25 protein-coding genes are annotated in these 25,748 nt (G+C 46.8%); 7 read left to right on the forward strand and 18 right to left on the reverse strand.

Annotation, left to right across the window (positions count from 1 at the left end; all coding sequences use genetic code 11):
* Positions 1-33: 33 nt before the first annotated feature.
* From NSS94_RS13590 to NSS94_RS13600, 3 genes are all read right to left on the reverse strand, one after another.
* Positions 34-1,266 carry a putative amidoligase domain-containing protein gene (locus tag NSS94_RS13590; RefSeq protein ID WP_340932399.1) on the reverse strand — a complete coding sequence of 411 codons (1,233 nt, stop codon included), beginning with the start codon at positions 1,264-1,266 and terminating at the stop codon, positions 34-36.
* 133 nt (positions 1,267-1,399) lie between these two features.
* Complete coding sequence (locus NSS94_RS13595) at positions 1,400-1,957, reverse strand: outer spore coat protein CotE (protein ID WP_013310588.1); 558 nt, start codon at positions 1,955-1,957, stop codon at positions 1,400-1,402.
* Between the two features lie 126 nt (positions 1,958-2,083).
* A complete protein-coding gene (locus NSS94_RS13600; protein ID WP_029518123.1) occupies positions 2,084-2,980 on the reverse strand; it encodes a LysR family transcriptional regulator in 897 nt (298 codons plus the stop codon).
* A gap of 115 nt (positions 2,981-3,095) precedes the next feature.
* Here NSS94_RS13600 and NSS94_RS13605 point away from each other — a divergent pair, with 115 nt between their 5' ends.
* The gene (locus NSS94_RS13605; protein ID WP_029518124.1) at positions 3,096-4,412 is read left to right on the forward strand and encodes an amino acid permease; all 1,317 of its coding nucleotides are present in this window, start codon (positions 3,096-3,098) and stop codon (positions 4,410-4,412) included.
* 21 nt (positions 4,413-4,433) lie between these two features.
* Here NSS94_RS13605 and NSS94_RS13610 read toward each other — a convergent pair whose 3' ends face one another.
* The 5 genes from NSS94_RS13610 to NSS94_RS13630 form a co-directional block, all read right to left on the reverse strand.
* Complete coding sequence (locus NSS94_RS13610; RefSeq protein WP_029518125.1) at positions 4,434-5,390, reverse strand: aromatic acid exporter family protein; 957 nt, start codon at positions 5,388-5,390, stop codon at positions 4,434-4,436.
* Between the two features lie 119 nt (positions 5,391-5,509).
* A complete protein-coding gene (locus tag NSS94_RS13615) occupies positions 5,510-6,343 on the reverse strand; it encodes an ABC transporter permease (protein ID WP_029518126.1) in 834 nt (277 codons plus the stop codon).
* A gap of 8 nt (positions 6,344-6,351) precedes the next feature.
* Positions 6,352-7,164 (reverse strand): ABC transporter ATP-binding protein, encoded by an 813-nt coding sequence (locus NSS94_RS13620; protein ID WP_069010621.1) that lies wholly within the window; start codon positions 7,162-7,164, stop codon positions 6,352-6,354.
* Entirely contained in the window at positions 7,161-8,252 is a 1,092-nt protein-coding gene (locus NSS94_RS13625) for an ABC transporter substrate-binding protein (RefSeq protein ID WP_029518128.1), read from the reverse strand. The genes NSS94_RS13620 and NSS94_RS13625 overlap by 4 nt, the downstream gene beginning before the upstream one ends.
* Before the next feature lie 129 nt (positions 8,253-8,381).
* The gene (locus NSS94_RS13630) at positions 8,382-9,899 is read right to left on the reverse strand and encodes a carboxypeptidase M32 (RefSeq protein ID WP_341039447.1); all 1,518 of its coding nucleotides are present in this window, start codon (positions 9,897-9,899) and stop codon (positions 8,382-8,384) included.
* Between the two features lie 173 nt (positions 9,900-10,072).
* Here NSS94_RS13630 and NSS94_RS13635 point away from each other — a divergent pair, with 173 nt between their 5' ends.
* The 4 genes from NSS94_RS13635 to NSS94_RS13650 all read left to right on the forward strand — a co-directional run bounded on the left by NSS94_RS13635 (position 10,073) and on the right by NSS94_RS13650 (position 12,352).
* Positions 10,073-10,636 carry a beta-class carbonic anhydrase gene (locus NSS94_RS13635; RefSeq protein WP_029518130.1) on the forward strand — a complete coding sequence of 188 codons (564 nt, stop codon included), beginning with the start codon at positions 10,073-10,075 and terminating at the stop codon, positions 10,634-10,636.
* Positions 10,637-10,887: 251 nt separating this feature from the next.
* Entirely contained in the window at positions 10,888-11,460 is a 573-nt protein-coding gene (locus NSS94_RS13640; RefSeq protein ID WP_341039448.1) for a PadR family transcriptional regulator, read from the forward strand.
* Between the two features lie 154 nt (positions 11,461-11,614).
* Positions 11,615-12,070 (forward strand): hypothetical protein, encoded by a 456-nt coding sequence (locus NSS94_RS13645; protein ID WP_341039449.1) that lies wholly within the window; start codon positions 11,615-11,617, stop codon positions 12,068-12,070.
* Between the two features lie 3 nt (positions 12,071-12,073).
* Positions 12,074-12,352, forward strand: a complete 279-nt coding sequence (locus NSS94_RS13650; RefSeq protein ID WP_013310599.1) for a YxcD family protein — start codon at positions 12,074-12,076, stop codon at positions 12,350-12,352.
* Positions 12,353-12,497: 145 nt separating this feature from the next.
* Here NSS94_RS13650 and NSS94_RS13655 read toward each other — a convergent pair whose 3' ends face one another.
* The 10 genes from NSS94_RS13655 to NSS94_RS13700 form a co-directional block, all read right to left on the reverse strand.
* Complete coding sequence (locus tag NSS94_RS13655) at positions 12,498-13,412, reverse strand: STM4011 family radical SAM protein (protein WP_341039450.1); 915 nt, start codon at positions 13,410-13,412, stop codon at positions 12,498-12,500.
* On the reverse strand, positions 13,409-14,827 hold the full coding sequence (locus tag NSS94_RS13660; RefSeq protein WP_165146812.1) for an STM4012 family radical SAM protein: 1,419 nt from the start codon (positions 14,825-14,827) through the stop codon (positions 13,409-13,411). The genes NSS94_RS13655 and NSS94_RS13660 overlap by 4 nt, the downstream gene beginning before the upstream one ends.
* A 69-nt stretch (positions 14,828-14,896) precedes the next feature.
* Positions 14,897-15,679 (reverse strand): STM4013/SEN3800 family hydrolase, encoded by a 783-nt coding sequence (locus NSS94_RS13665; RefSeq protein ID WP_069010631.1) that lies wholly within the window; start codon positions 15,677-15,679, stop codon positions 14,897-14,899.
* Positions 15,672-17,012 carry an STM4014 family protein gene (locus NSS94_RS13670; protein WP_341039451.1) on the reverse strand — a complete coding sequence of 447 codons (1,341 nt, stop codon included), beginning with the start codon at positions 17,010-17,012 and terminating at the stop codon, positions 15,672-15,674. The genes NSS94_RS13665 and NSS94_RS13670 overlap by 8 nt, the downstream gene beginning before the upstream one ends.
* 67 nt (positions 17,013-17,079) lie before the next feature.
* Positions 17,080-17,922, reverse strand: coding sequence for an STM4015 family protein (locus tag NSS94_RS13675; protein ID WP_341039452.1), 843 nt, complete (start codon positions 17,920-17,922; stop codon positions 17,080-17,082).
* A 223-nt stretch (positions 17,923-18,145) separates the two neighbouring features.
* Positions 18,146-19,612 carry an efflux RND transporter periplasmic adaptor subunit gene (locus NSS94_RS13680; RefSeq protein ID WP_341039453.1) on the reverse strand — a complete coding sequence of 489 codons (1,467 nt, stop codon included), beginning with the start codon at positions 19,610-19,612 and terminating at the stop codon, positions 18,146-18,148.
* Between the two features lie 68 nt (positions 19,613-19,680).
* Positions 19,681-21,198, reverse strand: a complete 1,518-nt coding sequence (locus NSS94_RS13685) for a DHA2 family efflux MFS transporter permease subunit (protein WP_061831583.1) — start codon at positions 21,196-21,198, stop codon at positions 19,681-19,683.
* Positions 21,199-21,213: 15 nt separating this feature from the next.
* Complete coding sequence (locus NSS94_RS13690) at positions 21,214-21,867, reverse strand: HlyD family secretion protein (RefSeq protein ID WP_069010635.1); 654 nt, start codon at positions 21,865-21,867, stop codon at positions 21,214-21,216.
* A gap of 356 nt (positions 21,868-22,223) precedes the next feature.
* Entirely contained in the window at positions 22,224-23,036 is an 813-nt protein-coding gene (locus NSS94_RS13695) for a hypothetical protein (protein ID WP_341039454.1), read from the reverse strand.
* Positions 23,037-23,056: 20 nt separating this feature from the next.
* On the reverse strand, positions 23,057-23,515 hold the full coding sequence (locus NSS94_RS13700; protein ID WP_039271202.1) for a flavodoxin: 459 nt from the start codon (positions 23,513-23,515) through the stop codon (positions 23,057-23,059).
* Between the two features lie 496 nt (positions 23,516-24,011).
* Between NSS94_RS13700 and NSS94_RS13705 the strand changes: the two genes are divergently transcribed.
* Together NSS94_RS13705 and NSS94_RS13710 are read left to right on the forward strand one after the other, a co-directional pair.
* Positions 24,012-24,875, forward strand: coding sequence for a class I SAM-dependent methyltransferase (locus tag NSS94_RS13705; RefSeq protein WP_028540694.1), 864 nt, complete (start codon positions 24,012-24,014; stop codon positions 24,873-24,875).
* Positions 24,876-24,884: 9 nt separating this feature from the next.
* On the forward strand, positions 24,885-25,631 hold the full coding sequence (locus NSS94_RS13710) for an RluA family pseudouridine synthase (RefSeq protein ID WP_341039455.1): 747 nt from the start codon (positions 24,885-24,887) through the stop codon (positions 25,629-25,631).
* Positions 25,632-25,748: the final 117 nt, after the last annotated feature.

Here is a 25,748-nt window from a genome sequence, read left to right on the forward strand (position 1 = left end):
ACATGAAACCATTCCTGGTGTCGACACTTGATTTTACGTAAGCTTCCAAAAGGGGCGCAAATCCCGTGATTCATCCCACTGCTTCCCCTTGCGGAGGCTGTCCAGCAATGGCGCTACATAAGCTTCATATTGCGAGTATATTTCCAGTGAAACCATATCCAAAATAAGAGGTTCCATATACTCCTTAAGCACAAATTGATTTCCTTCATAAAAGGCTCTGTGAGCCTCCTCTTCACCCAGCGGCCTACGTTGCAAACGCGGATATTGAGTAGCAATGAGAAACGCCATACCAATCACACCTTTCGCTAGCTGTGGCGAGATAAGAAAACTGGGCAGTGTACGATATTCAAAGCCTCCATACGACTGACGTCGAAAATCACCCAAATTGCCATAATGCGGTCTGCGCCGGGCCGCACGCTTGTCTTCCAGTAGCGCCAAAGGCAGTGCCAAATAGTTATCCAGTGCCCGGAGCAAGGCACCGTTTAGCGCAACCCCGCTGAAATGCAGATGTCCGCCCAGTGGAAAACCCGGTTGCGGCATCCCCCCCGCCTGCCAGATGAGTGTGCGGTCGGTAATGCGCCGGGCTGCGGTTGCAAAAGCTTGACGCAGGTGCTTCAGCAGACGGTCCGGATCTCCACTCGGAGCAGGACGAAGCTCAGCGACTGGATACAGCGTTCGTCCTCGACGCGTAACAGCATCGCAGCCGGCTATGCCGAGACGACCCAAATATCTTGAGGCCGGCACGACCCGTCCCTCTGGCATACGAATCAGCACAAATTCAGGGTCCATTCCGATGAGTAGTCGATCTTTCCCTCGTTGCGCTGAAAGATTCTCACCCTCAACATCCCCTTCGCGCGCAGCAATTTCATATAGCGCGGCCAAACGTCTATCGTTCAACCATGGCTGTGCCGAGACTTCACGCACCTGACAGCTGCGCTCCCCCAGCGGCGTCAGTATCACCTCACCACTGTCCAAACCCAGTGTATACAACGCACGTACAGCTAGCCGCTCCATCCGGACATAGAGCGGTGAATGTTGATCCAGTTCAGACAGATCGTATGCGCGGACTTTGGAAGGGCCTTCGATGGCACGCCTACGAATCTCCAATACTCGCAGTTGATGGATTTGCACCGCGTAGCCTATCGCAAAATCTGCTATACTGCTATCCATCCACTGCACCGCTATGCCTGAACGCTCCAGTCTACGCTTTTTTTCATCATTTGGCATCTGCCTGAAGCGTATGAGCGCCTGTCCTGGCTGCTGCATTATATCCCCCCTACGAACTACGTACGGATTTCAATCCAATTTCAACCCGCAACAACAAAAAAGGAGGGCCTTTGCCCCCTGCGCAGAATCAGCCGGCGCAAGAGTAAAGCGGCCCTCTTTTTGGTTGCTTCTGTCAGAGCTCGTCGTCAATGAGGTCGGGGTCGAGCTCCTCATAGTCCCCCTCTTCCGCTCCAAAATCAAAGTCTTTGTCAAAATCATCGCTGCTGCCATTCGGGAATACTTCTACAACAATCTTCGTTTCCGCCACCAGCTCCACCGCAAATTCCCGCTCGACCCGGATCATTACGCTGCCACCTCCAGAAGACACACTGGCCTCGACGCAACTCGGCTCCTGTGTAGCTTCGGCGGATACTTCCACTGTAGACGCCCGGTGCTTCGGATCAAGATACGAGAGCGGCACATTTTCTACGTACGACACCGTTTCCTTGGCAACATCGGTCTGCGAGTTTTTATCGTATGAGTACCAAATATTGATATCATACGTCCCGACGACCTCAATGCCGTCCCCCGCCGCCACAGCTTCATACTGGTGGTTAATAATCCATGCCCCTAAAATGCTCGTCGGATTATTCGGCGGAGTTACGGTATGGGTTACGGTAGAGAATCTGCGACCTTTACCACAGATCGCTTTGGTAATAATCTCTCTACGATTTTTATGACTTAATGCCATTCTTGAACCTCCTCCATACAATCAATCATTCCATACATATGTATGCAGGTTGTGGGCGAATGTTGAGTGAATAGGCGAAAAGGAAAAAATATTATTTGTATAAGCATATGCCGTGATGGCTTGAACTCATGCACGCCAATGTGTTACATGCTGCTCAACGATCTGTAAAAATTCGCTAAGAGCCGGGGATTTCCACTTTTTCGTGTGATAAGCGACCTGAGTAGCCACCTGCTGTTCACTGTCATCCCAGGCTAAACGCGCCATTTTACCTTCTCGCAGCTCATTTTGTACCGTTACTAGCGGGAGCAACGCAATACCCAGCCCAGCCATGACACACTGCTTGATGGCTTCAATACTCCAAAATTCCAGGCTAGGGTCTGAAAAAATACCGTGTTTATTCAGATACTGCTCAAAAAGGATACGGTACGTACATCCTGCCTCTGTATGCAAAATGGTCTCATCCTTCAAGTCGGCAGGCTCTACCTGGGTATAGGTAACCAGCGAATGCTCGAGTGGCGCAACCAAGGCCATCGGCTCGTGAATAAGCGTGGTGACATTCAGTTCTCTATCCTCTGTCTCGGGCTGAAGCAAAAAAGCCAAATCCAGCTCACCGGAACGGATCAAATCGCGTAATTCCCAGCATTCGCCGGGTTTGAGGACAATTTTAACCTTCGGATACCGCTCCCTGTACTCACGGATCAAACTCGGTAGACGAAAAGCGGCCAGAGACTCTGGTGCTCCTATTTTCAGCGTGCCTGCCAATTCCGTTTCTGAACGAAGCGCATCCTTAGCCATAGCATGCATCTTGGAAATTTCCTGCGCATAGGGCAGCAGACGTCGCCCGGCATCCGTCAGCATGATTTTCTTGCCAATGCGATCAAAAAGCGGCGTACCCAACTCAGTCTCCAGCGTTTGAATTTGAGCAGTGATACTCGACTGTGCATAATCCAGTATACGCGCTGCTCGCGTAAAACTGCCTGCCTCAACTACATTTAAAAAGGTAAACAAATGCCGCGATTCCATAATCCGCTCCTTCAATCGTTTTTTTCGATGCAAGCAATCGTTATATTCCGTTTTTCCGATAGATTGATTATCTGATAAGCTGGAGAAAATAACAATAGAAAGAAGGCTTTTCTGCATGACAAGTGAAAGTAAACTTCAATCCACCATTGGTCTTCCACAGGCCATTGCACTCTATATCGGAGCTGTACTGGGTTCGGGAATATTGATTGTGCCTGGTCTTGCCGCCCAAATGGCGGGACCGGCATCGCTGCTGGCATGGGGTTTTATGACCCTGCTCATCTTGCCAATGGCACTTTCTATGGGTCTTCTATCCGCCAAATTCCCGAATGCGGGTGGAGTATCGCATTTTGTCACGTTGGCCTTTTCACCACGTGCCGGTGCTTATATCGGGTGGTTTTTTCTCATGTCAGTTCCGATTGGGGCTCCTGTTGCCGCACTCACCGGAGCCGGCTATATGACCGCAGCCATGGGCTGGGGAGAGGAAAGCCGCATGATGTTAGCCGCTGCTATGCTGGCGGTGGGCCTGATCATCAATTGGATCGGCATGAAGGTCGCGGGACGTATTCAGATCGCAGTCGTCATAGCTATCGTTGCTGTCCTTATATTCGCCATTGCCGCAGCACTTCCTCAGATGAAAACAATCCACTTCACCCCGTTTGCTCCACATGGCTGGCTCTCCGTCGGTCAAGCGGCCGCGATTCTGTTTTGGTGCTTTATCGGTTGGGAGGCCGTGTCCCATATGTCAGAGGAATTCACTAATCCCCGGCGGGCGGCCGTTAGAGGTGTGACCATTGCAGCCGTCATTGTTGGTTTGCTTTATTTCTTAACAGCGCTGGCTACTGTGGGCACACAAAGTTACCTTGCAGGGGGTTCGGATGCTTCGCTCGTATGGGTGATTAGTCGGGCTATTGGGCCATGGGGCGCGATAATTGCAGGCTTGACGGGTATCTTTATTTGTACCGCTACTATTATTGCTTATGTGGGTGCCGCTTCACGTGTCGCTTATGCTTTATCCCGGCAAGGACAGGCCTTTCGCTGGATGGGCATGTTATCCCAACGATTCCACACCCCTATCGGAGGCATTGCTTTTCTTAGCGTCTGCTTCGTGATCATTATGGTGTTGTACGGTAGTGGTACTGTTTCACTCACTAACCTGATCCAGTTCCCGAACGCCACCTTTATTCTGACCTATCTCGGCGGTTGCGCAGCAGGAATTAAACTTCTACGTGGTAGTCGCTGGGGCGTTGCCATTAGTTGGATATCGTTTATCTCTACAGCGGTCGTTTTCCCCTTTGTCGGATGGGCTATGCTGTATCCTTGCCTGATCACCGCTGTCTTATGGATCACAGACCGAATTCGGCACAAACGGACTTTAAACCATCCGGCTTCTACCGACACTGAACAAGAAAAGGCTACTGTCCGTCATGGATAGTAGCCGCTCAAGGCCTTTACTCTAATTTCTTACTGGAGTAGGGGCCTTGTCCTTTTTCGCAATTTTCAAATACTGATGAAGCTCATGTGTAAGCTGTAATAATGCCGAACGAATCTCAAATTCCTCCCGGGTTGCGGGAAGCTCCATGGCTTTAAATTCTTCACGAACCTGCTCCAGCAGCTTCTCGGTCTGTCCCGTATAATGTCCAGCCAAAACGTCATTGCTAAGCTGGTCGAACAGCTCAGCCAGAAGCTTGGCCTGCGGCATATGCTGATACATTTGTGCGATCAACTGCATCATGTTTTGGATCGAATCCAGCTGTTCTTTTCGCATATAAAAATACACATTCCAGCCCTCTTGGGGACGAAGCATCTGATTTTCCAAGGAACGCCCCGCCTCAGTGACCCCTTTGGCTATCACGCTGTTCGCTTCAATAACTTCCTTGCCATCCCATATGTATGCTGGACTACGCAGCGTATTGGCCATATTTCTGAATATAACAGAAAATGTCCGATCTACCTCCTGCCGAATTTGTTGCATGGTATTATCAGAACCCGGCATATAGGCTAAATTGACAATCATTGCGGAACCCAGTCCAATCACTAGCAGACCTAGCTGGGTCAGCAGTACCTCCATATCAATCACGCCGCCGCTGAATACGCGAAAAACCACGACCGAACCGGTGACAATCCCTTCTTTAAAGCCCACCCGTACAATGACTGGAAACGCCGTTAAAATATATAATGCCAGTACCCAATCATGGAATCCGAATACTACAAACAAAACACAAGCAAAAAGAAGCCCCACGACGGATGCAAAAAATCTCGCCGAAATAGTACGGAGACTTCTCTTGCGTGTGACATCCACCCCCAATATCGCTAAAAGCCCTGCTGAGGTAGCACCATGAATGCCAAAACCCTCCGCAATAAGTACGGCCATTAATGCGGCAATAGCCGTTTTAATCGTACGAAAGCCCATGAAAAAATTCTGTCCTCTCTGGATGAAATCTGTTTTAGCATTTTCATAAATTTTAAGTATTTTCATTTTTCATGGTACTTTATTTTCACGTTTTACACAAATGTTCAGAACTTTTATTATTACCGATGAGGACGACCCGAAAGCAGGCGATGCTCCACATACACGACCGCCTGATACATCAGAGTAGCTACGACAGCAATGATCAACAAACTGGACATAACCAGCGTGAAATTGAATACCTGAAAACCATAGATAATCAAATAGCCTAAGCCGTTTTTAGCCACCAGAAATTCACCAACAATCACGCCAACCCATGCCATACCCACATTCACTTTTAGTGTAGAGACAATTGCAGGAAAGGATGCAGGCAAAATCACCTTTTGAAACGTATCACGGCGTGATCCGCCAAACGTGCGAACCACTTTGATTAGATTCGAATCGACTTCCTGAAAGCTGTTGTATACGACTAGTGTCGTAATGATGACCGTAATGGAGAGGGTTGTCATTAGGATAGCAGTAAATCCCGCCCCAAACATAACGATAAAAATTGGACCTAGCGCCACCTTAGGCATACTGTTGAACACGACCATATAGGGGTCAAGCACCCTCGACAAAAACGGTGACCACCAAATAAGTACAGCCAGCAACGTACCAAACAGTGTACCCAGTAAAAACCCCGCCATCGTCTCTCCCACGGTGACACCTACATGTCCCCATAATTCACCACTGACCGCATCCTTACCGATCTGGGTGAAAATTTTGCTCGGATAGCTGAACAGCAGTACATCAATCCACTTCAATCGACCTGCAATTTCCCATAATACAAACAAAAGCAGTAAAATAGCTGTCTGTACCCCTGTCACTAACCATCGTTGCGAACGCCTGCTGCGTAAATACGCCTGATGTAGTCCTTGAATCCAACGTTGCTCAAGCTGATCCGCTTCGTCCTTCATACGTTAACTCACTCCTTTGCTCCCGAAGCCTCCAGTTCACCCCATATTTCATGAAAAAGCTCATTAAAACCCGGCTGCTCGCGTGCATAAAAAGGCTGAGCTTCTCGGATGCAACCCGGAATTTCGAAGGTACGTCGGACATGACCAGGATTTCGACCCATCACTATAATCCGGTCACTGACCGCAATGGCTTCGGCCAAATCATGTGTGACTAAAATAGCCGTCTTCCTCCGCTCGCGCAAGGTTTCCGCAATCAGATCTTCCAGCTGTAGCTTGGTTTGATAATCCAGCGCGGAGAACGGCTCATCCAGCAGCAGCAATCCCGGATTGGTCGCCAGCGTCCGTACCAGCGCCACGCGCTGGCGCATTCCCCCAGACAACTGGGATGGATGCAGATGCTCCTTCCCTCCCAGACCCATGCCTTCCAGTAACAGCCTTGTCTGCTCACGTGCAGCTTCATCTACTCTGTTGGCTAGTTCCAGACCCAACAATGCGTTCTCCATGATCGTCCGCCACGGGAACAGATAATCCTGCTGCAGCATGTAACCAACTTCTGGACTCGGCCCACTTACCGGCTGACCTTGCAACATGACTAGGCCTGCCGCTGGACGCAGTAGCCCTGCGATCATGGACAGGATCGTCGTTTTGCCGCAGCCGCTTGGGCCGACCAAGCTGACAAACTCCCCTGTCTCTACGGAAAAATCAATATTCTCAACCGCCAGCGAAGCTTCACGATCCGTTACATAGACATGCGTCACTTGCTCCAGTCTCACCATCGGTCTTGTCGCGTCCGAAGTTAGATCACTCCGTTCCTCCATCATGACGAACCTCCAGCATCGACACCTGCATCCGTAGATTCAGTTGTGCTCTTTTTCACAGGCGGTTCAGTATTTCCGGTAGAATTTGACGAAATCGCTTGTTGTGCAAAACTTGGGTTCACTAGCTTATCCAGTGCAACTGGACTTTTAAGCTCCCCTGCCGAGGTCATGACATCCTGTAAGTTCTTCCATTCCTTTTCCTCAATCATCGGGTTCAAAGCATAGGTGCTCTGTTCCTTATATCGCTTGATACTACTCGTCAAAATAGCTAAATCTGTATCTTTAAAATAGGGCGTGATTGCTTCGGCAATCTGTTCAGGTGAATGCGTAGCAATCCACTGTTGTGCCCGATATACAGCATTTGTAAATTTCTGTGCAGCCTCGCTATTTGCCTTCAGGTAGCTTTGCTTAGCCATATATACCGTATACGGCAATTCGCCGCTCTCCACACCGATAGAGGCAACTACCCGCCCACGACCTGCCTTTTCAAAAATAGATGCCTGTGGCTCAAATAGCTGTACATAATCCCCTGTACCCGAGCCGAAAGCAGAGGCAACATTAGCAAAATCAATATTTTGAATCAGCTTCAGATCCTTATGAGGATCAATGCCGTGTTTGCGAAGCGTAAATTCAAGTGACATTTGCGGCATTCCGCCCTTGCGTTGCCCCAAAAAATTTTGTTCTTTCAGCTTTTCCCATGCAAAGTTATCTTGCGTTTGACGGGCAAACAAAAAGGTTCCATCCTTCTGTGTCAGTTGGGCAAAATTAATGATAGGGTCCTCTGCTCCTTGCTGATACACATAAATAGATGTTTCCGCGCCGATGAGCGCGATATCCGCCTGGTTGGACAACAACGCCGTCATCGCCTTGTCCCCCCCGGGAATCGTTGCCAATTGGACATCCAGTCCCTCCTGAGCAAACATTCCCTGGCTCAAGGCTACATACTGCGGCGCATAAAAGACCGTACGGGCTACCTCGCCTAGTCTGATCTCAATTGTCTGCTCCCCCCCTTTGGGGGTGCACCCACTGAGCAACAGTAATCCGAGTAGTGCCGCAGCCACCACAGCTTTGAAACGAGCGCCGTTTTTCATCCTTATTCCCTCCCCACCTTTTTACATCCGTTGACTTCATATATTGTTATGCGGTTGTCGATATATTGGTTAATTGCACAAAAAAAAAAACCACGTTCGCCCGGGAACGTGGGGAAGATGGCATATGATTTACAGCTTGTATATGGAGGTATATTTCTCTTCCAGGTAGTCGGCGAGATAATCCGGGTTCAGATCTTCACCTGTAATGGCTACAATCAACTCGGAAGGCGTCCGGCTCTTGCCGTAACGGTAAATACGTTCGGTCAGCCATTGCTTGATCGGCTCAAGTTCTCCAGCAGCGATTAATTCATCTAGTTTTGGTAACTCTTTGCGTAATGTCGCCAAAATTTGTGCTGCATACATATTGCCAAGCGAGTAGGAAGCAAAATAGCCAAAATCACCACCGGACCAGTGAACGTCTTGAAGTACGCCCAGTCCATCATTCGGTGGAAGTAACCCTAGGTATTCCTTATATTTCGCATTCCACACCTCAGGGAGACGCTTCACATCCAGCTTTTCATTAAACAACATTTTTTCAATTTCATAACGGATAATGATATGTAAATTATATGTTAGCTCATCCGCTTCAATACGAATCAGTGAATTTTCCACACGGTTGACTGCCCGATAGAATTGATCTGCCGTAACCTTTGCCAAGCGATCAGGAAAATGCTTTTGCAAATCATCGTAATACCGATCCCAGAAAGCACGACTGCGTCCGATTTTATTTTCCCACAAGCGGGACTGGGATTCATGAATCCCCATAGAGGTTCCTCCCGACAGTAGTGATCCTGCTAGCTCAGGAGCAATATTTTGTTCGTACAGCGCATGGCCTCCTTCATGCAACGAGCTGAAAATAGCACTAGTTACATCATCTTGCAGATAATGTGTTGTTATACGCACATCACCTGGATTTAATCCTGTTGCGAAAGGATGTACGCTCTCATCCAAGCGACCTGCGTCAAAGTCATACCCCATCTGACCTAATATGAACAGGCTGAACTTCTCCTGCTGCTTCACATCAAACACACCATCTAAAAAGCTCTTATCCGGCTGGTTCGGTGAAGCCTGAATTTTAGACAATAGTGGCACAAGGCGCTTTTTGAGACGATCAAACACAGCATCCAGTTTTTCAACCGTCATCCCCGGCTCATATTGATCCAAAAGCGTGTCATACTCTGTATCCTTAATCCCCCAGTAGCCGATAAATTCACGCTTCATGTCTACGATTTTAGACAAGTAGGGTTCAAATCCGACAAAATCGCTATGTTCCTTTGCGTCCTCCCACTTGCTCTCTGCCTGCGCTGCGAGAATGCTATAATCCCGGTATCGGTCTGCCGGAACCGAACGATTCAGGTCATAATTTTTACGGCATTCCTCCACCAATCTGCGATCATTGTCTTCCAGTTGCTCCAGCTTATCTACTGTGGCAAAAAATTGCAGCAATTGTCCCATTTCATCCGAGATCATCAGCTTGAACATTTCAGTGGACAGCATACCCAACGTCTCCGACCGAATGTCAACACCCTTGCGCGGAGCACCAGTTCGTAAATCCCAGTGCAGCAGACCTACTGCTTCGCCATAACTACTGATTTTGTGTGAAAGCTCCTTTAAAGCCGTCAATTGATCCAACGTCTGTTGCGCCATATTTGAGGTCACCTCTTTAACTTAAAATGGATAAAACTTTACAATACCTATACTTGATGATACTTATATTAAAAAGTATAATCAACACACAACATGTACGACCAGCTCCTAAGACCTAAAATAAACGTTGGGCTGTACATATCAAACTTTAATAGAATCTGGAGGGAACAATCGTGAATCACATCAAAGAAATTTTAGAGTACAATCGTGTTTTCGTAGAAAACAAAGAATACGAGGCCTATAGAACGGGCAAGTTCCCCAATAAAAAAATGGTCATTATCACTTGTATGGATACACGGCTAACGGAGTTACTCCCGAAAGCCATGAACCTGCGCAACGGTGATGTGAAAATCATCAAAAATGCGGGTGCTATTATTTCACAGCCCTTTGGAAGTGTAATGCGCAGTGTGCTAGTCGCCCTGTATGAGCTGGGAGCAGACGAAGTCGTCGTTGTAGGTCATTATGAGTGCGGCATGGCTGCATTAAATGCAGACCACATGGTCAATGAAATGCTCGATCGCGGAATTTCTCAGGAAGTGCTGAATACATTAGAAAATTCAGGAATTAAGCTAAATAAATGGTTAAAAGGTTTTGACAACATTGAAGAAGGGGTAAGAACTACCGTGAAGCTTATTAAAAATCACCCGCTTCTCCCTCCTAATGCCCCCGTTCACGGCATGGTTATTCATCCAGATACAGGAGCGTTAACACTTCTCGTTGATGGAAATGAACAGTAAATAGGATACGCTTCGGCAGAAGGTTACCAGGGTAGTTTAAGCTCGTACATACGAGCTTAAACTACCCTTTTTTATGAAAAAAAGCACATATACGTGGAGAATGACAAGAGTCAATTTTGGCTAACCTGTGAACGACCTGACTGAAAGTTGTCAAACCATACAGTTTCAGTGTACACTTTTCATGAAGCTGCAGAATAGCTGCCGCAGTGCTGTTACAACCGTTACTATGATGGATGAAGGAGATAAGATCTATGAATTTACTATCGTATGGTCTGTTGGGGCTTCTCGCAAGAGAGGAATCCTCCGGCTATGATCTGATGTTGCGTATCCAGCCTTTTTGGCAGGCCAAGCACAGTCAGATCTATCCGCTACTGGCCCGTATGGAGAGCAAGGAACTGCTAGCCTCCCGTTGGATTCAGCAGTCCGACAAGCCTGATAAGAAAATGTATACCATTACCGACAAGGGAATCCATATGCTTCAGCAATGGTCCCAGGAAGCGTTAGCTGCTCCGGTTACACGGGATGAATTAAGTCTTCGACTGTTCTGTCTTTGGTTAACGGACAAAAGTAGTGCCAATCGTATGCTGGAGGAACGCAAACGTCATTTTATTCAGAAAATCCACCATCTTGAGGATATCCTGAACGATATTCCTGCAGAGAATTTACATTTTGGCAGTAAGAACTTTGGTGACTATATTTTAGTACAAAAAGGACTTTTGAATGCTAAAGCAGGTCTGGAATGGTGCCAAATGGTTCTGCGTATGCTGCTTGCCGGTGATGTCAGTGCTGACACTAATCCGTTTTCACTTAAGCCGCAAAGCTGAATGTTTTAGCCAATCCATGCATAGGATTTATGGGACGTTATTATTTAATTTTTTAAAAATTAAAATTCTTTGAAACCCTTTTCCATGCCATTCGTATTACTGGTAAGCGGTTGTTTGACCTATAAACAAATTTACTAAGGGGGATTATATTTACATGAAAAAAACATTCACTTTGAAAAATATGATGATGCTGATGATGGCTTTTACCCTACTCATTGCTATGATCGCACCATCTACAGCTGACGCAAGGCGAGGCGGCGGGTTTAAATCCGGACCTAAATCATACCAATCTACACCAAGCAAGGCGAATGACAGCAATGGAATTAATAAGTCAGATAGCGGAGCCAAGTCAGGGGCAACTGCTGGTAATACAAGCAGAACCGGTGGATTCCTTGGCGGTGGCGGCGGATTTCTGAAAGGTATGATGCTGGGCGGTTTGGCAGGTATGCTCTTCGGCGGATTGTTCGGCAACATGGGCGCATTGGGCAGCTTGCTTGGCCTTGCCGTTAACGTTCTGGCCATTTACGTCCTGATCACTGTCGGAGTAGGTATCTACCGTGCTATTAAAAATCGTCGCAGACCAGATGATTCCCGCGGAGGACGTTACTAAGCTATGATTTTGAGTATGGATGAGATTGTCAACGCTATTTGCTTGCATATGGCTGAACGTAAAGGTGTCCAGCCCACGGATGTGACAGTAGAACTAAGCTGGGAAGAGGATACAGGTTATTCAGCAGAAGTCCATGTACAGGGCCGCAGTCAATATCTGGTGGAAGCCAATATGATAGAAGCCATTCTGAGATACCTATATTCCGAATACAATATTCGTGCCTATCGCGAACAAATCAGATTGGATCTGGATGAAGAAATTACTGCTATTGTCCAAACTTGATTATTTCGCATAGAACAGTCGTATAGAGTTATTATAAAACAAATGAACCGACCTTTGCTTGATGGCAAGGGTCGGTTCATTTGTTGATCGTTTCTCTAATAGATCAAGGTGCTGTAGTATTACATTTAGAAGTGGACACCCCTTGCTATATGGATTCATTATCTCTATGAATAGCCTGTCTGCTAAATGATGGAACCGGAGATACCTGTACTTGCGGCACTCTTTCGAGTAAGCTACTACCGTACATTTCCCGAAACGGCTGCTCTTCCATATGAATATAGCCGATATAGCAGCCGCATTCTCTCATCCGGCACGGACGTTTGCCACTCAGACCCTCAAGACCATCCCTATATAAGTGTCCAAGCACCCGTCGATCCTGATAGCAGTGTTTTACTCTTCCGTCACCCTGGACATAAAATACATCTTCACCGGCGCGACATGCCCGTCCCTGACTGCTATAATCCTTTAAATTCCATTGAAAATAGGGGTCGATCGCAGTTAATTCAGTGACTTCAGCATCTGTATAATAATGGGGTCGATCCTTGTAGGCGTTGACCCACAAATAAACATCCCTTGGAAGTTGCGATCTTAAGGAACGAATAGCTGGGAAGGCTTGTCTTAACCCGACGGTACCGACACTATAGGAAATACCAAGTTCATATAGCTTCATAGCCTGCGATATAAAAACTTGCTCTTTCGTCTCTCCAGGGTGATATGTAGCCCACAGCGCAGCAGTCTCCGCGTTCAGTTCTTTCGTCCAATCCAGCTTCGTCGAGAGATTCGTCTGTACCGCCACTTTTTCCACATGCGCCATGTGGGAAAACTCAATCATGGTCTTGCGATACCAGGAATGAATCAAGGCTTCTCCATACGGATTAAAAAAAATAGAGAGACGATGCCCCAAAACGCCCTGTTCCCGTACCCAATCAGCAAAACGTTCCAACTGGACCCGATCCTTGTTCAACGTTTCCCGACTATCAACGTTTTTACTGAACGGGCAATAAGGGCAAGCATAGTTACACGAGGTCAACGAACCACGATAATATAAGGTCGCTCTCATGCGCCTACATATCCTTCCATGCGCTCACGTACTGATGTGGAGATCATCCAGTCCCCAATCGCATCGGAATAGGCCATTCCTTCCTCTGTAAGTCGCAGCGTACCCTCCTCGACGACAGCCATACCGGATTCCAACAGCAACGACATTCCTGTAAAATCGTCCGACAGGGATACACCGAAGCGCTCTGCATAGGCTGATAGCTCCAAACCTTCCCGATGAAGAAGCGCTTTTAAGATAAAGCGTCGCTTACTCTCATCCACATTTAAAATAAAGCCGTAGTCAGCCAGATCATGACGTTCCGCAGCAACATAATCTGCGATAATGCTACGGGTAGCTGCTGCACTAACCCCATAACGGCTGGCATAGTGGACATTGCGTGTATAGGAGCGTGCACCACACCCCAGACCAGCCATACCTTCCTCCTGGCAACTGTAGGGCAAAAGCTCTTTGCTGGATATACCATCATTTTTTGCAAAACGGCGCATGGAGTATTGTACATATCCTGCTTGTTTGAGCCGTTCGCGCGCCACTTCATACAAGCTAAGGCGAATATCATGATCCAGCCCGGTATAGCCTGGCTTTAAAATCGTATTTTCTCGAATATATAACGGATAAAGAAATATTTCTCCTGGCGAGTAAGACAGGGCTTCCTCTAAAGAATACAGCCAGGTTTCCACCGTTTGACCAGGCAAGCCATAGATCAGATCTACGTTCAGCAAAGGAAAGTTGTATTCCACCAGCCGCTCAAGTGCTTCTCTAACAAGTTTGGGCTTCTGAGGTCGGTATATGGCGGCACTTTCTGATTCCACAAAGCTCTGAATTCCCATACTGACACGATCTGTCCCGCGGCGCTTGAGCACCTCCAACCTGTCCTCAGTCACAGTATCGGGAGAGGTCTCCACCGAAATAGAAGCTCGCTTAGGGTCCAGTCCCATAATATTTTCCGCAATGTCAAACAAGCGCTCCACCAAAGGAGCCTCCAGTAAGGTCGGTGTACCGCCGCCGATCGCAAAACGTGAAAAAGGTCGACGCCCCATAATGGGTGCCCATTGCTTGGCTTGTCTTTCTAGTGCATCCACATACTCCTTATGTACATCCAGACGCTTGTCCGGCAAAGTGAACAGGTTACAAAACCCACAGCGAGCCGCGCAAAATGGAATATGCATATACAAAAAATAGCTTTCTAACTCCTCCTTCTCCCACAACTCCTGTAATAAGAGTGGTGTATCAAACGGACGATAGGCCGTTTTATGCGGGTAAGAGTACAGATAGGAGCGGTAAGGAGCTTCACGGATTGTGCTTGCCCATTCAGCAGGAGTTTCAGGCCACTGAAACCTAGACGGTGCTAAGTTTGTGTCTATCTCCGGGGCTGGCGCATCCGCTGGATGCGAGTGATTCAGATTTATGGCTTTCATTTCTGCTCCTTCCTCACGCTGGATTGATTTCTTGATATTTTACCAGTGCAATCTATACTTCTATTTGCTCTATAAAATAAATTCGCGGTAAGGCACATTCCAGACTACCTCATGCGCCAGACGATGTCCTTCATAGCCGTCTTCCCCATAAGCTGTACCATGATCGGAAAAAACCATGCAAAACGTCTTGCCCCGATTTCGCAAAGCATCAAACAAACGTCCAAGTTCACCATCCACATACCGCAAGGCTGCCCGTTGAGACTCCACTGAATCTTTGGCTGCGCCCTTCACAAAATAATGATTAGGCCCATGGATCGCTGATACATTCAGAAATAAAAACAAGCGCTGTGACGGGTCTGCATTTTCCAACAGTTTCAGAGCATGATTCACCTGATTCTCCGTCGAACGGGGGTTGGTAACACCAAAGTTCATACGCCAGTAGCTTTCTTGGAAATATCCAGGCAGCACCTTGGCAAGCTTATTTTTCTTTGTGAAAAAAATAACGCCGCCGATACAGATGGTCCGATAACCTTCACCCTCTAGCCCGGACACAATATCCGGGGCATCGAACAGCCACGTATGTGAATGCGTACGCAATCCCGTATCCTTGGTGTGGAACAGACGAATATGTGAAGTCTTATCTGTATTCGCTGGAGTCGGCAAAAATCCGCCAAAAAAAGCATGATGTGCAGCATAGGTAAAGCTACCCGGTGTATGGCGCTTTTCCCACGACCCGGAGCCGCACAAATTCGGACAGTTCTCTTCTTCCAGCTTTGCTACGTCATAACGCAGAGTATCAAGCGTAATCATGACAATATCATGAGAGCCGACAATTTGATTCATATCAGTCATATCTGTCTTTCCTTTCCGTACCCACGCTCCTATTAGCGAGGTGCTGCATTTCCCATTCATACGGATTCCAACCCTGATGCTCAACCCGGTACAGCAAATCACCGAACGGATTAACATCCAACACATAGGGATGACCACCATGAGCCGGAACCAGCACATCCAGTCCAGCAACCATGGAGGCTGGAAAAACACTCATAGCGGCTTTCGCCGTAAGCTGGACCGATTCCACCGTATTCTGCGGTAATCCGGCTTCCTTCAGCGAGAGCCGCTCATTACGCAAATGCAAATTCGTAATAGGGCTGTGGCTCAAACGTAAAACCGCATGGCAAGCTTCTGATCCGCACACGAGTTGGCGCACATCATAAACACGCCCATTCAAGGTCGCTTTGGGAATCCAGCGCTCCACATGTACCCCTTCCAGGCATAGCCAGTTAAGGATAGCATGAATGTCCTGCTTATCCGTATAACGACGCAATCGTCCGGCATTATAATACACGCGCTGTCCGTGTATGATTTCCGTTCCAATCGTGGTCACTGCCAGTTCCGCGTGTGTGTGGGGATGTACCTGATAGGCCATGACACCAGAAGCACCGGACCCACAAAATATTTTCACAAATACGCGGTGAAACCCGCTCTCCTTCATTGCCGTGTGCAGATCGACAACATCACGAAATGCACCACCTGAAGATGCAAGCACTGGTGGAACCCTTATATCTGCCTTGCCTAAATCGGCGCTACAACGCCGTTTGTCGAACATCACGGCAACTTCCGCCGGGTCGTTCATCCAGTGTGACGAGGGCCAGAGCAGAGCCACTTCATCCCGTAGCCAGGCCAGCAGACGGCAATAGCCCCGGAACCATTGTGCCGGGTGCCAAATACGACCGTGCTGCTCCTGCAGACATCGCGCTTCTGCCGCCGATATACCTGTGCCTTGTGTCCATTCGGGCCATGGCAACAGAGAATCGTCTCCCTCACCATCCGAGGCACCCAGAGCAATCAACTCACGCTCTACCTCAAAGCTTTCGCCCGGTGCATCCAGGCGAAGCAGCGGGCCACTGTCCATCTGCCCCGCCAGTAACAGATCAATGCTCTCTTGCACAAAGGAACTGCCATTCACGCTATCTTGCGTAGCTCGTGCAGCTATTCGCAACATCAGCTCGCTCAGACCTTGTTTCTGCCGAATAGCTTCCAGCACATTCTTATAGGAAACCTCCAGAGCGGGCGGAAGCATTAATCTGCTTCTCGCCTCCTGCAGCCCAGTAGTTCGACGATTTCCCGGATTACCGAACAAGATAAACGGCTCGCTGACATTACAGTCTGACATCCTAACCATAGAGCCGCCTCACTTTAGATCAATTTAATTTTGAAAACAGTCCGTTTTAGAAATCCATTTGTACAAATTACTCAGTCAGTGATGGATAGCGCCAATCATCTTCCTCATCCGCTTCTTGTTGATCTTCCACGTTCACAGATAGACCTGAGCTTTTCCAACGTTGCATCATTTCACTAGACATATAATGATAGCTCAAATCCAGATGCTTCAGCCCTTTTATACTTTCACTAGCCAGTAGTGCTTCTGCACCTTTATCAGACAACGTACCTTGTGAGAGATCCAGCACTTCCAATTGTCCAATCACAGGAGCATTAGCTGCTGCAATTGCAATTTCATCCTGTATTTCACTATCTTTGAGTCCCAAGTATGTAAGTTTGGGAAAAGGATTGCTGTCTAAAAACGGCAAAATATCTTTCAGGCTACCGTCAAAGCCATAGTTCTCGACACCCAAATACAGTTCCAACTTGCGCAGTTCAGGCAGTTCAGCATTACGTATTTGCTCAAGAACGCTCACAGGCAGACCACCACAGATAATAACCAATTCTTGAAGATGGTTATGACGAAGCGGCTCCAAGCTCAGGTCCTGGCTACCTTTGATATGAAAGGACTCCAATGCTGGAAACGCTTCTAACAATGGGGACAGATTCGTCTGGTTAATCCAGGAAACCTCACACTCATCGTATTCCATATCACCAATAAACAGTTTGCGTATCTTAGGGAATTGATCTTTGAGTTTCACTAACACTGGGATAAAATCCTCTGGTGAACTTTCATAGGCGCCGCCCCAATCTCCAATGATGAGATCTGTAACTTGCGCGCTCTCCGGCTTGGCTGCCAGTTCCTCAATAGATTTAGCCATCGTTTGGCCATTCTCATAAGCTTCATAATCCACTACCAATTTCACTTCCATCTTACAATTCCTCCGATCGCTTGTCTGAGATCTCGTAAACTATCTATTTCCAATTTAGTCTATCCTATTCTACCAATGTTCGTCAAAAATAGTCCCATATCGACATTAATCCTATGTAAAATTTGCTGAATGAAATAAAAACAAGACAGCCCGCTAAGCAGGCTGTCTTTGCATATTCATAATAAACTTCTACTATTATATAGTACGTAAGTTTAGAGCCTAATTATTGGCTAATTGTAATCGGTGAGTTATCGGACAGCAATGCCAGATTATTCACGATCACATTCTCCTCATTGCTCAAGCCACTGGTAACGAGTGTTTGTGAACCTGCCGTCTGAACAGTCTTCACTTCCTTACGTTTCGCATGGTCTCCGTTTACAACATATACATATTCTTTACCTTGATCCTTTTGAACTGCCGCAGTAGGAACCACAATGCCCTCTTGTGCATTGGCAGCGACAAAGCTGATATCAGCCAACATGCCGGATTTCAGTTTCGTGTCTGGATTCGCTACTGAGATTTTTACAGGATAGCCTTTTCCACTTGCATCCAACGGGCTTACATTTTTAACTGTACCTGTTGTTACAATGTTGGAAGCTGCAACACGAACCTGTACCTTGTCACCTGCTTTTACATTGTTGATCTGCTCCGCTGGAACATAGATCAATATATTGACCGTACTCAGATTAGCGATGACCAGCGCAGGAGACTGAGCGGATACCATTTCGCCCACTTCTGCATTTTTCGTGCCCACAATACCATTGATCGGTGATGTAACAACGGTGTCATCCAATGCATCCTGAGCAATGTTCACATTCAGCTGAGCCTGCTTAAGAGATTGTTGGCTGGACTCGATAACCGCAGTATTTTGAGATACTTTGAGCTGATTTTGCGCATTACTGTAACCGCTATTTGCATTACTGTAGCTATTTTTTGCTGAATCATAGCTGTTGCGAGCTGTAGTTAGAGCCTTCTGCGCAGCTACCAGCTGATCTTGCGCGTTAGCCTGCGCATTTTGTGCATTATTGTAAGCCGCTTCCGCATTCACGACTGCTGTTTTGGCTTGTTCTAATTGAGCTTGGGTGCTCGCACCTGCATCAAATAGACTTTGTGTACGTGTTACATTCTTCTGTGCATCTGCCAAAGCTTGCTGCGTTTGTTTCACCGTATTGGCTGCCGAGGAGACACCATGTGTTGCTTGTTCTACGGCTGTAGTGGCTTGATTAATAGCTCCCTGTGCCTGATTGATTGCACTTTGGGATTGAATCACGCCACTCTTGGACTGCACTAAGCCCGAGTTTGCCTGAACCATCGTAGATTCGTGGGATGCTTGAGCGGTGCTTACTCCGGCTGCTGCCGCAGCTGCTGCGGCGCGGGCTTTCGCAACATTATTCCGCATGTCCTTATCATCAAGCTTGAACAGTACTTGACCCTTTTTAACCTCGGAGCCAATATCCACAGGCAGTTCAACCACTTTACCGCCCACTTTAGGCACGATGTTCACCGTCTCCGATGGTGTAACCGTTCCTGTATAAATATTCCCCTGTCCGATAATTCCCTGCTGTGCTTGGCTGATTTTAACCGGAACGACCATATCCTGAGCCGCCCCGCTATTACTGGAGCAGCCTGCCAGCACTGCGCCGCCGAGCACTAAAGCCGCTAATGTACTTTCTACTCTCAATATTTTCATGATAATTCCCTTTCTTTCTGTCCGTGGAAATAATGTAAGCCATCCAGTCGTATTTTATAGTTCCTTGATTAAGCTTCCGGCTGTGTCTTTGCTTTCTTCCTCTGAATAAACAAAAAGATTAGTGGAATCGTGCAAAACAGCGGTATGGATGAAATGAGGAACGTATCCCCAATCCCTCTTGATGTGGCATCTAGTGTGATTAAACTACTTATGGATGACATCCATGAGCTGCCCAATGTCGCTTGTAGCGTATGAGCCGAGTCTGGTGTAATGGACTCCGAAATTTGCTGGGCATGAGCAGCCGAACGGCTTTGCATAATGGCGGTTAGCACTGCAATCGCCATAGATGCAGCTACAGTACGTACCAGATTGGATGCTGTAGATGCATTGGCTACCTTGCTCGGATGAACGGCATTCATACCGACCGTGGATAATGGCATCATGCAAATACCAATTCCCAGACCCCGTAATGCCATTACGGTTTCCAACCAGGCATGCGAAGTATCTGGCGTAAGCTGGTGAAGATGATAGGTCATAAAGCTGGTTAGCGTCAGGCCCACAAGCCCCAAAGGCACAATTCCGAACTTATCGAACAGCTTCCCGGCAATAGGCATCATAGCCGCCATGGCAATGGCCTGTGGAATGAGGATAATACCAGTATCAATCGGTGACACACGCTGGATATTTTGCAAAAACAACGGTGTTAGGAACGTTCCTCCGTACATCCCCATCATGACCAGACTAGAGGCAATAACACTAATCGTATACTTTGAATTCTTGAATAATGAGATTTCAATTACAGCATTATCCTTGCCGCTTTCTACATAGATCAGAAAAACAAGTGCCCAGAAAGCAATAAACAGCAGGGATACAATTCCAAAAGAAGTCCAGCCATCACGCTGGCCGTTGGTCAATGCGTACAAGAGTGTTCCGGCACAAGTTGCGGCCAGCAAAAAGCCCGGTAGATCAAACGGCTTCGGCTCTACTTTAGGCGGCTCTTTGATTAGAAGAATAACCATTAAAATTGCAAATAAAGCAACCGGCACACTGACAATAAACAAGAACCGCCAGTTAAACCACTCAATCAAATATCCGCTAAGCGTAGGCCCTACAGCCGGCGCTGCCATTGCGGCGATCCCCCATATACCAAGGGACATACCGATTTGTTCACGCGGCATAATTTTGTAAATAATCGTCATACTCAGCGGCATAATAACACCACCGCCCAGACCAGCCAGCACCCGTGCTGCGATCAGGGAAGAATCACTCCATGCAAAAATACATATTCCCGTTCCCAGCGAAAATACGCTGAGCGCTAGAATCAAAAACTTTTTGTATCCGAGGCGCTGCTCCATATATCCGGTAATCGGTACGATTACACCAGATGCAAGCGTGTAACCTGTAATAACCCACTGAATACGTGTCGTCGTAGATCCTAAATCCGTCGTCAATCTAGGAATGGCGACATTGATCAGACTGTTGTTCAGAATGGCGACAAAGGCGCCTAAAACGATAGCGAAAAAGGCAAGCCAGCGTTCTTTGGAAGAATCTGTCGAAGGAGCAGCAGCAATATCATTGGCAGCCACATGGACCCCTCCTTTTTAAGGTGTATGAATTTTTACTTCCACGTTCGTTCCAGGAATAAGCTTCAGATCCTTCGGCTTGTTCACAGCAATCTCTACAGGCACACGCTGAGTCACCTTGTTAAAATTACCACTTGTGTTTACTGCAGGAACGAGTGAGAACACGGCGTTGGAGGCTTCGCCTACTTTACGAACTTTACCCTGAATCACCTGGTCCCCTGCTGCATCAAGCGTAATGTCAACAAGCTGTCCTGGTTTAATGCGGTTAATGTCATTTTCTTCAATATTCGTGGATACATACAAGCTGTTCATATCCACCATAGTTGCAACAGCACTACCCGGCGATCCGATTTCATGCTCTTTCGAATAAATCTTAATGACAGTTCCATTGATCGGCGCGCGCAGTACGGACTTGCTGATCATGCTCGCATCCAGCCCCGATACATCCTGCTCGGCAATCGGTTCATTACGCTGAACAACATCTCCTTCTTCCACATCAATGTGGCTTATTTCTCCGGAGATTTGCGGCATTACCTTATATTGATCGGCTTGAATGCGCGCATCGTCACTTTTAACAAAGTGTGTTGCTTGATACCAATAATAGTAGCCAATAGCTCCACCGCTCAGAACGAGCAGTACAATGAGGATTGGCAATACAGTTTTCTTACTCACTTCTTCCACCCCTGTTGTCCAAAAAATTTTTATTATTCAACGCTAATATTTTAAAATTGAAATATTAGGCCATTAAACCAAATGGAGAACGTAAATAAACACATGGCAACGTGCCATGCAAAAGACAGGACTTATTTTATGTACATAGGACAATCTGATCCATGGTCCACAAACCGTCTTTTATATTTAAATATTTTCATATAACTATTGTACATTGAAATATTATAGATATATTTATCTATTCAGGCAACATAAATTTTCAGTTTTTTCATAATTTTTTTCATAAAAAAGAACCTTGTTTCCAAGGCTCTTTCACGAAAAGGGATAGTTTACAATTAAAGGGTTACACAATAATGTTAAGAGAAAGGCGTAGGTACAGCTAACCGTTGTTTGCAGTTTTTCGCCTCCTGCCCTTCCTTCGTGTTCTTATTCATTCTGTTTCCCTGAGAAACTTGCTTCCCTATGCACCCTCCGCAACGGCAGCGTTCTGTCGTGCCATGTACATCCTCTTTGGAATCCCGTAATAGCCGTACGTAATCCAGAGATTGCTGTAAAGAAACAGGTCCCGGAATGAAACGGACCTTCTTGCCTTCCAGCAGGCAGTATACCTCAATAAGCTGAGGAAGAGCTCCAAATGCATAATAACAAAATACATTTGTCATATGTTGGAATGTACTAATAACGTTAGGATTATAGTCAACGATGTACTTTTGAATGAGCAGGGGATCTGTTTCTGCTGATAGTTGCCAAGCAGCCTGAACAATAAGTGAAATATTGACCTCTAACTCAGGCACGGACGTACAAAATTGTTCATACAGCATCACAGGCATCATCAAGTCATTATTTAAGCCACAAATTTTTGACAACTCACCTGACACTTTATTTTTGACATCCCAATAATGGAACAAAGATTCAAAGCTGTCTGACTGCTTGGGCCACCATTTCTCCAGCACATACTGGACAGGGACTTCCCGCCGTACCTTTACTTCCATTCCAAAGTATTCGTTGAGCGCATGCCCTACTGCATATTGAACCCGTTGCCGCCAATTCCAGCCCTCACGCCCTCTTTTCCTCTGTGATTGACGGATTGGCTGTGGAGTTCTCCACATCTCCTCCAGCTGATAGTCGTGCAGAAGAGGAAAGCCGCTTAAGCTATCGCTATTGCGCATACCTATCCCTCACTCTCTTCTCAGGACACTTCAATACCAGCCTGTGCAAATTGTCTTCCGTAAGCTCGGCAATTCTCCTTATCATCATCCAATGGATTGAATTCAATCTTCAGACTCTCTTGAATGACCGATGCGCCGCGTTCTTTGACTTTTTCCTCTACCAAGTCCACTGCACCACAGAATTGCGTATAGGATGTATCTCCACTACCAAATACTGCCGTCTTTTTACCAGACAGATCAAGTTCGTCTAGTTCCTCGTAAAAATCCAAAAATTCATCAGGAAGCTCACCATCTCCCCATGTATATACACCCAGCAGGAACCCGTCATATGCGAGCAGTTCTTGCGCGCTGCAATCATACGAAGCCTTCAACTCAGCCTCATGTCCTGCCTGACGGACGCCCTCGGCGATCAATTCCGCAATTTCCTCTGTATTACCGGTCAAACTGGCATAAGTAATCATGATTTTACCCAAGTTCATCCCTCACCTTTATTTGAAATATGGGATGCTTTCACTCCCTGTTACTCAAATAATATTTGATAATGATTCTCATTGTCAAATGTTAATTTCAAAAACTAGGTTTAATCTTGGGGAAATATACGCAAAACAGCCGCATGACATGCGGCTGCTGGCTGAAAACCTATGGATAAGCAAATTAATTAGAGGCCTGTTTAATGAAGTAGAATTTCAGCTGTGTTGATAAAAAAATATTATGTACGTACAATTCATTCCATTTTCATTATTATAATAAAAAACGGATGGTTGTACGTACAAGTGGGATTGGCTTCATTTTAATATGGAAGCGCTATAATTACAAGTATATCCGAGAAAAAATATTTTAGACCAAGTGACTACTTACTTATTTATGTAATCATTCGATTGTTGCTGTGGTTTGTTGTACAATAGACTCCATATGGGGATTTCTGTGCAGCTTGCTGCCTGAATCCTGAATTGACTGCTGAAGGATGGATTGTACATGTATGTAGCACAAGAATGGAAAGACTATGAAGTAATGGATACAGGCGGTGGTGAAAAACTAGAACGTTGGGGTGATATTGTCCTGCGTCGTCCCGATCCGCAAATCATATGGCCTTTGGCCCAGGAAACAGCCGAGTGGCGTAATGTTCATGGACATTACCACCGTAGTTCCTCCGGTGGTGGCAATTGGGACATGAAAAAACCTATCCCTGAGCGCTGGACCATTAGCTATGGACCGCTTAAATTCCACATTAAACCGACCAGCTTTAAGCATACTGGTCTTTTCCCAGAGCAAGCAGCAAACTGGAGCTGGATGATGGATAAAATCAAAGGTGCAGGCAGACCCATTTCTGTACTGAACCTGTTTGCATACACGGGAGGAGCCACTACTGCTGCTGCGTATGCTGGAGCCAGTGTGGTTCACGTGGATGCCGCCAAAGGCATGGTACAGTGGGCAAAGGAAAACGTTCAATTGTCCGGTCTGGCTGACCGTCCGGTACGTTTCATTACGGACGACGTATTCAAGTTCGTGCAACGAGAACAACGTCGGGGCAACCGTTATGATGCCATTATTATGGACCCTCCTTCTTACGGGCGCGGACCGAACGGAGAAACTTGGAAGCTTGAAGAAAGCTTATACCCGTTTCTCGAATCCTGCATGAGCATCATTTCAGATCAACCGCTGTTCATGCTCATTAACTCCTATACTACAGGTATTTCGCCTACTGTATTGCGCAACATGCTGAGCATGACAATGCAACAAAAGTACGGCGGCCAAATTAGCGCTGGTGAAATCGGATTGCCGATCACACGCTCGGGATTGAATTTGCCTTGTGGTATTCTCGGACGCTGGGAGGCTTAAATTCCTCTTATGACTCAAAATGAACTTACTTGGCATGAACATGCACAGTCGAACATCCCTGTCCTATATGAGGACAATCATGTTTTGGCGGTTGTAAAGCCTGTCAATGTTCCAACGCAAGAGGATGCCAGTGGTGATCCTGATCTGTTGTCTTTACTCAAGGAAGATTTAAAAATTAGACACAATAAGCCTGGTAACGTTTTTTTGGGTTTAGTTCACAGACTGGATCGGCCTGTAGGTGGAGCCATGATTTTTGCTAAGACGTCCAAAGCTGCTTCTCGCCTGTCAGAGTCGGTTCGAAGTCGTCATTTTCACAAACTGTATACAGCCGTTCTGAATGGCGTTCCTACGGCCCCGCAAGGCCGTCTGACCCATTACCTGCTAAAGGATAGTCGAACCAACACGGTTCAAACGGTTCGGCCTGGCACGGCTGGTGCGAAGGAAGCCATTTTGGAGTATCGCGTAATCGGACAAGCAGATGGACTCAGTCTCGTGCAGATTAAGTTGCACACCGGACGCTCACACCAAATTCGTGTGCAAATGCAGGCGATCGGCTGTCCCCTCTACGGTGACCAAAAATATGGGGGTAATCTGAGTCGGCCCGGTCAACAGCTGGCGCTTTGGTCCTTACTCGCTGGAGCACCGCATCCGGTTAGCAAGGACGATATGAGATTTCATTCGCTACCTCCTGTCCAATTTCCATGGAATGAATGGCCCAGGTCGCTTTATGAGAACATGATTACGTCTGAAATTTGAACCGAAAAGCCCTGCTCTATCTGGATATCTACATCCTCAATCCCCATTTGCACAAAGAACCTGTAACGCATGTGAACAAACATGCATTGCAGGTTCTTTTTTTCAGAAAATTAAATT

The organism is Paenibacillus sp. FSL L8-0644, from assembly GCF_038008165.1.
Taxonomy (GTDB): Bacteria; Bacillota; Bacilli; order Paenibacillales; family Paenibacillaceae; genus Paenibacillus; species Paenibacillus polymyxa_D.